The organism is Cupriavidus sp. WS, from assembly GCF_000395345.1.
GTDB lineage: Bacteria > Pseudomonadota > Gammaproteobacteria > Burkholderiales > Burkholderiaceae > Cupriavidus > Cupriavidus basilensis_B.
Genome location: NZ_AQPL01000169.1, coordinates 45,218 through 58,404, shown reverse-complemented (window position 1 = coordinate 58,404; position 13,187 = coordinate 45,218). Strand labels below are relative to the sequence as shown.

The following is a 13,187-nucleotide window of genomic DNA, read 5'->3' as shown; positions in this document are numbered from 1 at the left end:
TCATCATCATGTTCATGACGCCCGACGCCTACAGCAAGTTCCTCAACAGCAGCGGCTGGACCGTGGGCGCGGATGCCAGCGTGGCGCTGGCCAAGATCGGCGCCAACGGCTCGATCGACACCAACACCGCGCAGCAGCCGGTGATCGGCTTCGTGCAGACCAACGCCGGGCTGATGTTCGACATCTCGCTGGACGGCTCCAAGATCGGCAAGCTGGACCTGTAGTCCGGCGCGCGCCTCGCGGCGCGCGGGCGAGGCGGACGCGGCGCGAACACGGCGGCGGCATGGCTGGCATAATCGCCACACCGCCGCCCCTGGAACCGCCATGACCACATCGAACGCCACGCCCGGCCATACCGGGCGCGTCTACCGCTACTACGATCTCGTGATGGTGGCGTTCGTCACGGTCCTGCTGTGCTCCAACCTGATCGGCGCGGCCAAGGCGGCCCAGGTCACGCTGCCGCTGATCGGCCCGGTGACCTTCGGCGCCGGCGTGCTGTTCTTCCCCATCTCCTACATCTTCGGCGACGTGCTGACCGAGGTCTACGGCTACGGGCGCGACCGCCGCGTGGTGTGGGCCGGCTTCGCCGCGCTGGCCTTCGCCACGTTCATGAGCCTGGTGGTGCTGAAGATGCCGGTCGCGCCGTTCATGAGCGACTACCAGAAAAGCCTGCAGGACGTGTTCGGCAACACCTGGCGCATCGCGCTCGGCTCGCTGATCGCGTTCTGCTGCGGCAGCTTCGCCAACAGCTACGTGCTGGCCAAGATGAAGCTGTGGACCGAGGGGCGCTGGCTGTGGACGCGCACCATCGGCTCCACGCTGGCCGGCGAGCTGGTCGACTCGTCGCTGTTCTACGTGATCGCGTTCTACGGCATCTGGCCGTTGGAGAAGGTGATCCAGGTGGCGATCGCCCAGTACATCCTGAAGACCGGCTGGGAGGTGGTGATGACGCCGGTCACCTACAAGGTGGTGGGTTTCCTCAAGCGCGCCGAGCGCGAGGACTGGTACGACCGCAACACCGACTTCACGCCGTTCCGGCTGCGCGTGTAGCGCGGCCCGCCATGCCGCGCGGCTAGGGCACGCGGCGGTCCACCTCGTCGAGCGCCAGGTCCTGCAGGTGGGCCACGTCGGCCCACTGCATCACGGTCAGGCGCTGACTGTCGCAGCGCAGCCGGTTGATGCTGGCGTTGAGTAGCTCGTGCTGGCGCGGCGCTTCGAGCGTCATGTCGTTGGCTTCCCGGTAGAGGCAGTCGAGCACGCCGCCATGCGCGACCAGCGCGATGCGCTCGCCCGGATGGCGGCGCGCCAGCGCCAGCGCGGCCTCCACCGCGCGCTCGTGGAAGGCCAGCAGCGATTCGCCGCCCTGCGGCGCGTAGTCCGGCACGCGCGCCTGCCAGCGGGCGAAATCCTCGGGCGAATTCTCCGCCACCTCCGCGTAGGTGCGGCCTTCGAGCGCGCCGTAGCAGCGCTCGCGCAGCCGCGCGTCGGGCCGCACCGTGGTGCCGAGCGCCTCGGCCAGCGGCGCCGCGGTCTGCATCGCGCGCGACAGGTCGCTGGCATAGACCGCGTCGATCGGCTCGCCGGACAGCGCCTGCGCCAGCGCGTCGGCCTGCGCCACGCCGGTGGCGTTGAGCGGGATGTCGAGCTGCCCCTGCAGGCGCCGCTCGCGGTTCCACGCGGTCTCGCCGTGGCGGATCAGGATCAGGTGGGTGAAGGCCAGCGAATGCGGCCCGGGCAATTGCGACATGCCGTTTCCTTTCTCTTCCTTGCGTTTGCCTGCGACCCTTCGCGGACCCTGCCGGCATGGCCGGCGGGGTCCGCGGCCGCGCACGGCCGCGCACGGCCTCGCGCGGCCTGTCGTGGCCCGTTGTGGCCTGTCGCAGCCTATTGCGCCGGGCCGGACAGCTTCGGGTTCAGCGTGTAGGTGCCGGTGATCGCCGCCTGCGCCAGCACGTGGCCGCGGATCGCCTCGCGCACCTGCGCGCCGGTGAAGGTGCCGTCGAGCGGCAGGCGGTCGACGTCGAGCGCGTAGACGGTGAACACGTAGTGGTGCAGCAGGGTGTCGTTCCACGGCGGGCAGGGGCCGTCGTAGCCGTAGTAGTCGCCCTTCATGTCGGGGTCGCCGGCGAACCAGCCGGTGTAGTCGTTGAGGCCGTGGCGCAGGCCGCCCGCCGCCGCGGTGCCGCCGGTGGCCTCGGGGCCGGGCTTGCCGCGCGCGATCACGCCGTCGCTGTGGCTGCCGGCGGAGATCGAGCGCAGGCCCGGCGGGATGTCGACCAGCACCCAGTGGAAGAAGTCCACGCGCGGCAGCGAGGCCGGCACTTCGCGGCCTTCCTGGTTGACGTCGTCGCCGCGGCTCGGCACGTCCGGGTCGTGGCAGATCAGCACGAACGAGCGCGTGGCGGCCGGCGCCTCGTCCCAGTGCAGGTCGGGATTGCGGTTGCCCGACAGCGCCACGCGGGTGGCGGGATCCATCGCGCCGAAAGCGAAATCGACCGGGATGGGACCGTTGTCGCCGAATGCCTTGCTCCAGATCTTCATGTATCTCTCCTTGCTGGTTTGGGCGCCGCGCGCGGCGCGGCCAATGTGAGGGTCGGCGGACTCAGGCCGGCGGCACGCGCAGCCAGAAGGTCACCGGGCCGTCGTTGACCAGGCTGACCTGCATCATGGCGCCGAATTCGCCGGTCTGGACCTCGCCGTGCGCGGCGCGGGCGCGCTGCACGAAATGGTTGTAGAGACGCTCGCCGTCGGCCGGCGCGGCGGCCGGGGTGAAGCTCGGGCGGGTGCCGCTGTTGGTGTCGGCCGCCAGCGTGAACTGCGACACCACCAGCAGGCCGCCGCGCGTGCCGCGGCCGTCGATGTCCTGCACCGGCAGGTTCATCTTGCCGTTGGCGTCGGAGAACACGCGGTAGGACAGCAGCTTGGCCAGCAGGCGCTCGGCCTGGGCTTCGGTGTCGCCGCGCTCGGCGCACACCAGCGCCAGCAGGCCGGCGCCGATCTCGCCGGTGGTGCGGCCTTCGACCGTGACGCGGGCCTGCGAGACCCGCTGGATCAGCGCGATCATGGACGGCTCCAGCGCGCGCTCACGCCAGCGTCACGCGCGCGAAGCGGCGCTTGCCGACCTGCACGACGTAGCTGCCGGCCTCGACCTTGAGGGCCTTGTCGCTGACCACGGTGCCGTCGATCTTGACGCCGCCCTGCTCGATGTTGCGGTTGGCCTCGGAGGTGGACGGCACCAGGTTGGCCTGCTTGAGCAGCTGCGCGATGCCCAGCGGCGCGCCGGACAGGCTGACCGCCGGGATGTCGTCGGGCACGCCGCCGCGCGCGCGGTGGTTGAAGTCTTCCAGCGCGCGCTCGGCGTCGGCCGCGCTGTGGAAGCGCGCGACGATCTCCTGGCCGAGCAGCACCTTGCAGTCGCGCGGGTTGCGGCCCAGCGCGATCTCCTGCTTCATCAGGTCGATCTCGCTCAGCGGGCGGAACGACAGCAGCTCGAAGTACTGCCACATCAGGTCGTCGGAGATGCTCATCAGCTTGCCGAACATGTCGTTCGGGGCCTCGGTCACGCCGACGTAGTTGCCCTTGGACTTGGACATCTTCTCCACGCCGTCCAGGCCGACCAGCAGCGGCATGGTCAGGATGCACTGCTGCTCCTGGCCGTACTCCTTCTGCAGCTCGCGTCCGACCAGCAGGTTGAACTTCTGGTCGGTGCCGCCGAGCTCGAGGTCGGCCTTGAGCGCGACCGAATCGTAGCCCTGCATCAGCGGGTAGAGGAACTCATGGACCGAAATCGGAATCCCAGAACGGAACCGCTTGGTGAAGTCGTCGCGCTCCATCATGCGCGCCACGGTGTACTTGGCCGCCAGCTCGATCATGCCGCGCGCGCCGAGCGGGTCGCACCATTCGCTGTTGTAGCGGATCTCGGTGCGGTCCGGGTCGAGCACCAGGCTGGCCTGGCGGTAGTAGGTCTGGGCGTTGGCCTCGATCTGCTCGCGCGTGAGCGGGGGGCGCGTGGCGTTGCGCCCGGACGGATCGCCGATGGTGGAGGTGAAGTCGCCGATCAGGAAGATGACCTGGTGGCCGAGGTCCTGCAGCTGGCGCAGCTTGTTGAGCACCACGGTGTGGCCGATGTGGATGTCGGGCGCGGTCGGGTCCAGGCCCAGCTTGATGCGCAGCGGCACGCCGGTCGCCTCGCTGCGCGCGAGCTTGGCCAGCCACTCGGACTCGACCAGCAGTTCGTCGCAGCCGCGCTTGGACACCTCCAGGGCGTGCATCACGGTAGGCGTGAGGGGGTAGGAGGTGGCGGCGCCGGAGGAAACTTCAGTCATGACGTAAGTCTTTGAAAAACATGAGAATTCAGACGCGTACGAAAAACAGCCAGCGGCCGCATTTGGTATAATCCGCGCTTCTTGTGCCGGCGGGACGCTCCCGTTGGCCAACCGCCATTCTACGGCGGCAAACCAATATGGCACGCGCCGCACCTCGGGGGAGGAAGGCAGACGAAGCAGATCGTCGCGGCAGCGCAGCCCGAACCAAAGAGTGAATTTTACGTGATGTGGTCCAGACTCCGCGAAGTTTTCGCGCGTGAGCTGGTGGTTCTCGTCGATCCGACCAACGCCCTGCACGCGCGCCGGCGCAAGCAGCTCACGGCGGCGGTCGGCACGGTGTTTACGCTTGGCATGGCGGCCGCCATGGGCGTGGCGCCGCGCAACGCCTACGACGACCCCCTTGCGCCGCGCATCCGGGAAGCCATCCGGCTGCCCGACCTGCGCGACCAGCTCGAGCAACTTACCGAAACCGACGCCACCTTCGTGCGCGAGGCGCGCATGCTGCGCGGCGACACCATCGCCACGCTGCTCAAGCGGCTCGGCATCGACGATCCCGACGCGCAGGCCTTCATCCGCGGCAACGCCACCGCGCGCGGCCTGTTCGCGCTCGAGCCGGGCCAGAACGTGCAGGCCGAGGTCGACCAGGACAACCTGCTGGTGTCGCTGCAGGCCAACCTCGGCGGCGACGCGCAGTCCTCGCGCGAGCTGGTGATCGAGCGCGCCGGCGACGCCGCCACGCCGGCCTACAAGGCGCGCGTGCAGTCGGTGAAGAACGACGTGCACTACGAGATGCTGTCCGGCGCCATCGCCGCGGGCGGCTTCTTCAAGGCCATGGACGACGCCGACGTGCCCGACGACGTGGTCGCGCAGATGATCTCGATCTTCTCCGGCGTCATCGACTTCCACCACGACATCACCGCCGGCGACCGCTTCCGCATCGTCTACGAGGCGGGCTACCGCGACGCCGCCTTCGTGCGCAACGGCCGCGTGGTGGCGGTCGAGCTGATCAATCACAATCAGCTGCACCAGGCGCTGTGGTACGCGCCCGACGGCGGCGCGCAGGGCGCCCAGGGCGCCTACTACACCTTCGACGGGCGCAGCATGAAGCGGCCGTTCCTGCGCTCGCCGGTGGAGTTCTCGCGGGTGTCGTCCGGCTTCGGCGGGCGCAACCATCCGCTGCATCACAACTGGGCGCAGCACAAGGGCGTGGACTTCGCCGCGCCGACCGGCACCAAGGTGATGGCCACCGGCGACGGCGAGGTGGAATTCGTCGGCCAGCAGAACGGCTACGGCAACATCGTCATCCTCCGGCACCACAGCGGCTACGCCACCTACTACGCGCACCTGTCCGGCTTTGCCGGCATGCAGCGCGGCCAGCATGTGTCGCAGGGGCAGGTCATCGGCTACGTCGGCCAGACCGGCTGGGCCACCGGGCCGCACCTGCACTACGAGTTCCGCGTCAACGACGTGCCGCTCAACCCGCTGGCCATCGCCGCGCTGGACACGCCGGCGCTGACCGGGCCGGCGCGCCAGCAGTTCCTCGCCTACTCCAGCGAGCTGCTCAGCCGCATCAACGCGCTGCGCACCTACAACGTGGCCTCCATCAACAACTGAGCCAGCATGCCGACCTCCGCGTCCACGCCGTCCGCCTCCGACCGCTTCATCGGCATCATGTCCGGCACCAGCATGGACGGCGCCGACGGCGTGCTGGTCGATTTCTCCGGCGCGCGGCCGGCGGTGCTGGCGGCGGCGCACCAGCCCTTCCCGGCCGAGCTGCGCGAGGCCTTCGCCGCGCTCCAGCAGCCCGGCGCCGACGAGATCCACCGCGAGGCGCTGGCCGCCAACGGACTGGCGCGCGTCTACGCCGGCTGCGTGGCGTCGCTGCTGCGCGACTCGGGGCTGGCGGCGGCGGCGATCGCGGCCGTGGGCGCGCACGGGCAGACCATCCGCCACCGGCCCGGCCTCTACGACGGCACCGGCTACACGCGCCAGAGCCAGCAGCCCGCGCTGCTGGCCGAGCTGTGCGGCATCGACGTGGTGGCGGATTTCCGCAGCCGCGACGTGGCCGCCGGCGGCCAGGGCGCGCCGCTGGTGCCGGCGCTGCACCAGGCGCTGTTCGGCGCCGCCGGCGAGACGCGCGTGGCCTGCAACATCGGCGGCATCTCGAACATCAGCGTGCTGCCCGCCGCCGCCGGCGGCCAGGGCGGCCAGGCTCCCGTCAGCGGCTTCGACTGCGGCCCCGGCAACGTGCTGCTCGACTACTGGATCGAGCGCCACCACGGCCAGGCCTTCGACGCCGGCGGCGCCTGGGGCGCCAGCGGCAGCATCGACCACGCGCTGCTGGCGCGCCTGCTGGCCGAGCCCTATTTCAGCGTGGCCCCGCCCAAGAGCACTGGCCGCGACCTGTTCCACCCGGCCTGGCTGGAAAGCCGTCTCGCCGCCCACGGCGCCGCGCTCGCGCCGGCCGATGTGCAGGCCACGCTGGCCGCGCTCACGGCCGAGACCATCGCGCGCGACGTGCGCGCGCACGCGCCCGGCGCCGCGCGGCTGATCGTGTGCGGCGGCGGCGCGCGCAACGGCTTCGTCATGGCGCTGCTGGCGCGCGCGCTGCCGGGCGTGGCCGTGCAAAGCTCGGACGATTTCGGCGTGCCGGTCTCGCAGGTCGAAGGCATCGCCTTCGCATGGCTAGCGCGCCAGATGCTGCTGCGCGCGCCGGGCAATGTGCCGACCGTCACCGGCGCGGCCGGCCCGCGCGTGCTGGGCGCGCTCTACCCGCGCTAAGAAGGCGCTTCCTAGAAGGCGCTTCTTGCCGCTACGGCCTCACGCCGGCTGCGCGTGGCCGGCCTCGCATGTCCACTGGATGAAGGCCTCGGCCACCGGCGACGGCCGCATGGCCGGCGAGCGCGCCAGCACCACGCGCTGCGGCGCCACCGCGTCGCGCAGCGGCAGGCAGGCGATCGGCTCGCCGTCGTAGCTGTGGTCCCCGGCCGGGCGCGTGCACGACAGCGCCACGCCGTAGCCATGCGCCACCAGCCCGCGCTGCATCTCGAAGGTCTGCGTGTACTGATGCAGCTGCGGGCGCAGGCCGTGGGCCCAGAACAGCGACAGGAAATACTCGCGCGTCTGCGCGATGTCCTCCAGGATCAGCCGCTCCGAGGCCAGCTCGGCCAGGCTGACGTCCGCCTGCCCGGCGCGCGCGTGGCCGGCCGGCAATAGCGCATAGGGCGCCAGCCGCGCCACCACCCAGCGCGCGATGCGCTGGTCGAAGCCGAGATCGTAGGTCAGCGCCAGCTCTGCCTTGCCGGCGGCCAGCGCGCGGTGCACCGTCGCCAGGTCCGCCTCGAACAGCGTCACCGAGACCTCCGGATGCCGGCGGCGAAAGCCGGCCAGCAGGCGCGGCGCATAGTAGGCACCGAGATCCTGGAAGCACGTCAGCGAAAGCTGCCCGCGCAGGCCGCGCCCGGCGGCCCCGTGCGCGCCGCCGGCGCCCAGGCCCGCGGCCAGCGCCAGGATGTCGCGCGCGCGGCCGAGCAGTTGCTGGCCGGCCGGCGTCAGTTCCAGCCCGCGGCTGACCTGGCGGCGGAATAGCGTCTCGCCGAGCGTTTCCTCGAGCTGCGCGATCGCCAGCGACACCGACGGCTGCGACACATGGCGCGCCCGCGCGGCGGCGCTGATGCTGCCGTGCTCGGCGGCGGCCACGAAGTATTCGAGCTGGCGGAAGGAGAAACCAATCATGATTTCCAATACTACAGCATAGGAAATATATGCTTTTCCTATCTCCAGGCAGCCGCGATACTCGTTCCATCCCCGCCCCACGCCAGCCGGAAAGGACCATCGTGACCCTCTCGCCAGCCCCCTCGGCCGCCCTCCCGGCCGCCCTCTCGCCGGTCGACATCGAAACCTACCAGCGCGACGGCGCGCTGGTGCTGCGCGGCGCCTTCGCCGGCTGGGTGGCCGCGCTGCGCGATGGCTTCGAGCAGAATCTCGCGCAGCCCGGTCCGTTCGCGATCGAGAACGTCGGCAGCGGCGAGCGCGGGCGCTTCTTCGAGGACTACTGCAACTGGCAGCGCATCGCGCCGTTCGCCGACTTCATCCGCCGCTCGCCGGCGGCGGAGATCGCCGGGCGGCTGATGGGGGCCGACGCCGTGCAGGTCTTCCACGAGCACATCCTGGTCAAGGAGCCGGGCACGGCCAAGCCCACGCCCTGGCACCAGGACCTGCCCTATTACTGCGTGGAAGGACTGCAGACCGCGAGCTACTGGATTCCGCTCGACCCCGTCACCCGCGCCAACACCTTGCGCGTGGTGCTCGGCTCGCACCGCTGGCCGCGGCTGGTGCGGCCCAAGCGCTGGGCCAGCAACGAGAATTTCTACGCCGGCGACGACTTGTTCATGGAAATGCCCGACGTGGAAGACGGCAGCCACGCGATCCTGGTGCCGGAGCTGGAGCCCGGCGACGCGGTGGTGTTCGACTTCCGCACCGTGCACGGCGCCGCCGGCAATACCGGCAGCGGCCGGCGCCGCGCGTTCTCGGCGCGCTTCCTCGGCGACGACGTGCGCTACCTCGCGCGGCCGGGCCGGACCTCGCCGCCGTTCCCGGGCATCGGGCTGGCCAGCGGCGAGCGCATGCGCGAGGACTGGTTCCCGGTGGTGTGGCGCCGGCCTTCGTAGATCGGCCGCGCCTCGTGCTGGTGCGGGACGGCGGCCCATGCCGGGTGCATGAAAACAAAAAGCGCACCGAAGTGCGCTTTTTTACTGCTGGCCGGTCGGGCGTTCGTCAGACCGAGAACGAAGAACCGCAGCCGCAGGTGGTGGTGGCGTTGGGATTCTTGATCACGAACTGCGCGCCGTTGATGTCTTCCTTGTAGTCGATCTCGGCGCCCACCAGGTACTGGTAGCTCATCGAGTCGATCAGCAGCGTGACGCCGTTCTTGTTGAGGGTGGTGTCGTCCTCGTTGACGTCTTCATCGAAGGTGAAGCCGTACTGGAAGCCGGAACAGCCGCCGCCCTGCACGAAGACGCGCAGTTTCAGGTCGGCATTGCCCTCTTCCTCGATCAACTGCTTGACCTTGTCGGCAGCGCTGTCGGTAAAGACAAACGGAGCCGGCATGTCCTCGGTAACGGGTGCCTCTGCGACTGCGTTCATGGGGTTCTCCTGTTTAGATACGCCTGTATTCTAAGCGCATCGGGAAGATCGTGCCGAAACCCCGCAACTTCAAGGGCTTCTGCCGCCGCCGGCCCGCCGCGCGTGCGTCATCAGGCGGTTTTCTGCGCATCCCCGGCCGCATCCGCACCATCCGCAACATCCGCAACATCCGCGGCATCCGCGGCATCCGCGGCATCCGCGGCATCCGCGGCATCCGAAGCGTCCGCCGCGCCGCTGGCCAGCGACAGGTTGGGCAGCGCCTTGGGCTCGCCGGCGCCGAGCGGCACCAGCCGTCCTTCGACCAGCGCGCCCTGGTGCATTTCCAGCGCCGCGTAGTGCACCTCGCCGTACACGCGCGCGTGCGGCTGCAGTTCCAGCAGCTCGGCCGCGTGGACGGGGCCGGTCACGGTGCCGTTGAGGATCAGGTGGCCGACGCGGACCTCGCCCTCGACCACGCCTTTCTCGCTGATGACCAGCATGCTCGACTGCTCGGCCAGCGCCGTCACGTTGCCGCGCACGCGGCCGTCCAGGCGCAGGCCGCCCGAGAACGTGAGGTCGCCCTGGATCACGGTGTGCTGGCCGATCAGCGTATCGATCGCCAGGCCCTTCTTCTTGGAAAAAAACATAGGTCCTTTTGCCCCTCTCTGGAGTTGCCGGCCGCGGCGGCCTTACGGCAGGGCCGTCTGGGTCGCGCGTAACTGACCGTTCTGCAAAATTCGTACCGTCACCGCCTGCACCGCGGCGCCGGCGGGCAGCGCGAACGTCCCCTCGATGCGCTGGTAGTGCGTGAGGCGCAGGTCCGGCAGCGCGCCGGCCTGGTCCTCGCCCAGGTTCAAGGTGACGGGCTGGCCGTCCCGCACCAGCGAAGCCACCAACTGTAACTCACCGCGAAACTCGGGCAGGGACGAGAACGCCTTCGAGCCGCCCTGCATGACAAGTAACCGATAGTGCATCTTTTGTGTGTCAGCTTCATCAACGCTGACCCGGAAGCTGCGCACGTGGATGCCCGAGGTATTGCCACTGGCGGGCAGCAGGCTCTCGAAGAACGCCAGGTCTTCCTGGAGCTGGGCAACCTCGCCCTCCGCCGTCTTGAGCTGCTGCGCCAGCCCGCGCTGCGCGCCGCGCGCCATCTGCAACTGCGCGTCGGCGGTATTGGCCGCGGCCTGCAGGCGGTCGCGCTCGGCCGAAACCGCCGCCACCTGCCCGCGCAGCGCCCTGTTCTGCGCCGCCATGTCCGGCCCCGCCGCGCCAACCGCGCGCCGGCCGGCGTAATACGCCCCTCCCGCCACCGCCGCCACCAGCGCGGCCACCAGCGCCCCGCCCAGCACGCGCACCGGCCACGGCCGGTGCGAGCGCACGGCCAGCGGCCGCGACATCGGCGCGCGACGCGGACGCAGCAGGCGGTATTTCATGCGCTGCGCCGGGGCCGCGCTGGCGGTTGGGTCATCTGAGGTTCTCCGGGCGGGAAGTGCCGGAATTGTATCCGGGAAGAGGCATTGGCATTATAAAGCGCGCGTGACACCTGCCTCGCCCCGGGGTCGGCGCGGGCAACGCGGCCGGCCGGCGGGAAAAAAAAAAACCGCACGGCGAACCGTGCGGTCTTTCTGGCTCGGCCAGATCCGGTGAACCGGACCTGCCGGACACGATCAGCGCTTCGAGAACTGCTTGCGGCGACGTGCCTTGTGGAAACCGACCTTCTTGCGTTCCACTTCGCGCGCATCGCGCGTGACGAAGCCAGCCTTGGACAGCGTGGGCTTCAGGGTCGCGTCGTAGTCGATCAGCGCGCGGGTGATGCCGTGGCGAACCGCGCCGGCCTGGCCGGTTTCGCCGCCGCCGGTCACGTTGACCTTGATGTCGAAGGTCTGTGCGTTGGCGGTCAGTTCGAGCGGCTGGCGCACGATCATCAGCGAGGTTTCGCGAGCGAAATACTCATTGATGGGCTTGCCGTTGACGATGATGTCGCCCTTGCCCGACTTGATGAAGACACGAGCCACAGCGCTTTTGCGGCGGCCGGTACCGTAATTCCAGTTTCCGATCATGGATGGCCCCCTTAGATTTCCAGCGCCTTAGGCTGCTGCGCTTCATGCGGATGCTCGGCTTCGGCGTACACCTTCAGCTTCTTGATCATCGCATAGCCCAGCGGGCCCTTGGGCAGCATGCCCTTCACAGCCTTTTCCAGGGCACGGCCCGGGAAACGCTGCTGCATCTTGCCGAACGTCGTTTCGTAGATACCGCCCGGGTAGCCCGAATGGCGGTAGTACTTCTTGTCCGTTTCCTTGGTACCCGTGACACGCAGCTTGGCTGCGTTGACGATGATGATGTAATCACCCGTGTCGACGTGCGGAGTAAATTCCGGCTTGTGCTTGCCGCGCAGTCGGCGTGCCACTTCGCTGGCAACACGGCCGAGGACTTTGTCCGTCGCGTCAATCACGTACCAGTCGCGCTTTACCTCTGCAGGCTTGGCGGAAAAGGTCTTCATGATTTTTCCTGAGACTTGTAGAACTGCCCGTAACGTGACGCGCACCGCCTTGCTTGTGATCGCTGATCGGTGCTGGCGCCGTCGGCCGGTCCTCGGGACCTGGCCTTCTCCTGCTTGTATGTGCAGGCTCTCCCTGAATTCCTTTTCCGCGGGCATGACGGAAAAGCCCTCGATTATACTGTCGTTTTTGGCGCAGACACAAGCAAAGTCTGGGTTCCGCGTCAAGACGGCATGTGCCGGGCGACGGCGGCGGCACTTCGATGGGCGCGGCCGGATGCCGGCGGGAGGTGGACGGGTGCGGGAAGGCGAAAAAAAACCCAAGCCATGAGCTTGGGTTTGAATCCACCAAAGGAGGAGGGTGGAGGAGACACCTGGAGAGCGACGGGGCCTGGCTGGCGGTGCGGCCGGCGAACCGGGAAGTTCGCTTTCGCACTCTGGCGAGTCCTGCATGCCGTCGTTCAATGATTGAAATTATACATGAGCGCCCTTCCGGCGCAAGAAAATTTGCAGTGCGGAATGGCGTTTTGCATTGTAAAAAATTGCGACATAGCAAAAACATAGTGCATTAATCAACAAAATCAAATACTTACGACTGATTTCGCCTGTCATCAAACCGTCATCTTAGAGGAAACCCTCAGTCTTGAGCTGGATCTGATGCGTCCTGACCACACATTGGCAAGTGGCATATACTAAAAAATCAAGTTTCGAAATCGCGTGTTCGTGATCGGATACGCACTCACCAAAGCGCAGGATCGAACAAAATGGAATGCAAAGTAACTTGGATGGGCGGCGACGGCATGACCTTCGTGGCCGAGACCGGCAGCGGCCACGTGGTCGCGATGGACGGTGCGCGCGAGGGCGGCGGCCACGACCTGGCGCCGCGGCCGATGGAAATGGTGTTGCTGGGCACCGGCGGCTGCACCGCCTATGACGTCGTGCTGATCCTGAAGCGCGGCCGGCAGGACGTGCGCGGCTGCAGCGTGAAGCTGGAAGCCGAGCGCGCCGGCGAAGACCCGAAGGTGTTCACGCGCATCAATTTCCATTTCACCGTGACGGGCCGCAACCTCAATGCCAGCACGGTCGAGCGCGCCATCCAGCTGTCGCACGACAAGTACTGCTCGGCGTCGATCATGCTGGCCAAGACGGCCGAGATCACGCACACGGTGGAGATCGTGGAAGGGTAAGCGGTAAGCGGTAAGCGCGAGGATGGGCGCGGACCGGCATGGCGGCCGCACCTT

General features: G+C 68.5%; 16 protein-coding genes. 6 read left to right on the top strand and 10 right to left on the bottom strand.

The features are described 5' to 3' along the window. Both K206_RS0114895 and K206_RS0114890 read left to right on the top strand, forming a co-directional pair. Window positions 1-224: YSC84-related protein (locus K206_RS0114895; protein ID WP_020203199.1), on the top strand; the 224-nt coding region annotated here is incomplete at its 5' end. A gap of 100 nt (window positions 225-324) precedes the next feature. Continuing rightward, a complete protein-coding gene (locus K206_RS0114890; RefSeq protein WP_020203198.1) occupies window positions 325-1,050 on the top strand; it encodes a queuosine precursor transporter in 726 nt (241 codons plus the stop codon). Between the two features lie 22 nt (window positions 1,051-1,072). Here the strand turns inward: K206_RS0114890 and K206_RS0114885 are convergent, their stop codons facing one another. The 4 genes from K206_RS0114885 to tyrS all read right to left on the bottom strand — a co-directional run bounded on the left by K206_RS0114885 (window position 1,073) and on the right by tyrS (window position 4,325). Further along, window positions 1,073-1,747: a histidine phosphatase family protein gene (locus tag K206_RS0114885; protein WP_020203197.1), complete on the bottom strand. Its 675-nt coding sequence runs from the start codon at window positions 1,745-1,747 to the stop codon at window positions 1,073-1,075. Window positions 1,748-1,884: 137 nt separating this feature from the next. Continuing rightward, the gene (locus K206_RS0114880; protein WP_020203196.1) at window positions 1,885-2,541 is read right to left on the bottom strand and encodes a YbhB/YbcL family Raf kinase inhibitor-like protein; all 657 of its coding nucleotides are present in this window, start codon (window positions 2,539-2,541) and stop codon (window positions 1,885-1,887) included. 61 nt (window positions 2,542-2,602) lie between these two features. Continuing rightward, entirely contained in the window at window positions 2,603-3,064 is a 462-nt protein-coding gene (dtd, locus tag K206_RS0114875; protein WP_020203195.1) for a D-aminoacyl-tRNA deacylase, read from the bottom strand. Between the two features lie 19 nt (window positions 3,065-3,083). Next, the gene (gene tyrS / locus K206_RS0114870; RefSeq protein WP_029043653.1) at window positions 3,084-4,325 is read right to left on the bottom strand and encodes a tyrosine--tRNA ligase; all 1,242 of its coding nucleotides are present in this window, start codon (window positions 4,323-4,325) and stop codon (window positions 3,084-3,086) included. Window positions 4,326-4,550: 225 nt separating this feature from the next. On the opposite strand from tyrS, the gene K206_RS0114865 reads away from it, so the two are divergent. Further along, entirely contained in the window at window positions 4,551-5,939 is a 1,389-nt protein-coding gene (locus K206_RS0114865) for a M23 family metallopeptidase (RefSeq protein WP_020203193.1), read from the top strand. A 6-nt stretch (window positions 5,940-5,945) separates the two neighbouring features. Next, window positions 5,946-7,106 (top strand): anhydro-N-acetylmuramic acid kinase, encoded by a 1,161-nt coding sequence (locus K206_RS0114860; RefSeq protein WP_020203192.1) that lies wholly within the window; start codon window positions 5,946-5,948, stop codon window positions 7,104-7,106. 39 nt (window positions 7,107-7,145) lie between these two features. On the opposite strand, the gene K206_RS0114855 is transcribed toward K206_RS0114860, so the two are convergent. Further along, complete coding sequence (locus K206_RS0114855) at window positions 7,146-8,060, bottom strand: LysR family transcriptional regulator (protein WP_029043652.1); 915 nt, start codon at window positions 8,058-8,060, stop codon at window positions 7,146-7,148. A 101-nt stretch (window positions 8,061-8,161) separates the two neighbouring features. Between K206_RS0114855 and K206_RS0114850 the strand changes: the two genes are divergently transcribed. Further along, window positions 8,162-8,995, top strand: coding sequence for a phytanoyl-CoA dioxygenase family protein (locus tag K206_RS0114850; protein WP_020203190.1), 834 nt, complete (start codon window positions 8,162-8,164; stop codon window positions 8,993-8,995). Window positions 8,996-9,101: 106 nt separating this feature from the next. Here K206_RS0114850 and erpA read toward each other — a convergent pair whose 3' ends face one another. The 5 genes from erpA to rplM all read right to left on the bottom strand — a co-directional run bounded on the left by erpA (window position 9,102) and on the right by rplM (window position 11,949). Further along, window positions 9,102-9,470, bottom strand: a complete 369-nt coding sequence (erpA, locus tag K206_RS0114845; protein ID WP_029043650.1) for an iron-sulfur cluster insertion protein ErpA — start codon at window positions 9,468-9,470, stop codon at window positions 9,102-9,104. Window positions 9,471-9,580: 110 nt separating this feature from the next. Then, entirely contained in the window at window positions 9,581-10,096 is a 516-nt protein-coding gene (locus K206_RS38300; RefSeq protein ID WP_020203188.1) for a polymer-forming cytoskeletal protein, read from the bottom strand. 42 nt (window positions 10,097-10,138) lie between these two features. Beyond that, window positions 10,139-10,882, bottom strand: a complete 744-nt coding sequence (locus K206_RS0114835; protein WP_029043649.1) for a DUF6776 family protein — start codon at window positions 10,880-10,882, stop codon at window positions 10,139-10,141. Window positions 10,883-11,116: 234 nt separating this feature from the next. Continuing rightward, the gene (rpsI, locus tag K206_RS0114830; RefSeq protein WP_017226024.1) at window positions 11,117-11,509 is read right to left on the bottom strand and encodes a 30S ribosomal protein S9; all 393 of its coding nucleotides are present in this window, start codon (window positions 11,507-11,509) and stop codon (window positions 11,117-11,119) included. An 11-nt stretch (window positions 11,510-11,520) separates the two neighbouring features. After that, window positions 11,521-11,949, bottom strand: coding sequence for a 50S ribosomal protein L13 (gene rplM / locus K206_RS0114825; RefSeq protein WP_011296658.1), 429 nt, complete (start codon window positions 11,947-11,949; stop codon window positions 11,521-11,523). Between the two features lie 761 nt (window positions 11,950-12,710). On the opposite strand from rplM, the gene K206_RS0114820 reads away from it, so the two are divergent. Next, the gene (locus tag K206_RS0114820) at window positions 12,711-13,133 is read left to right on the top strand and encodes an OsmC family protein (RefSeq protein WP_029043648.1); all 423 of its coding nucleotides are present in this window, start codon (window positions 12,711-12,713) and stop codon (window positions 13,131-13,133) included. Window positions 13,134-13,187: the final 54 nt, after the last annotated feature.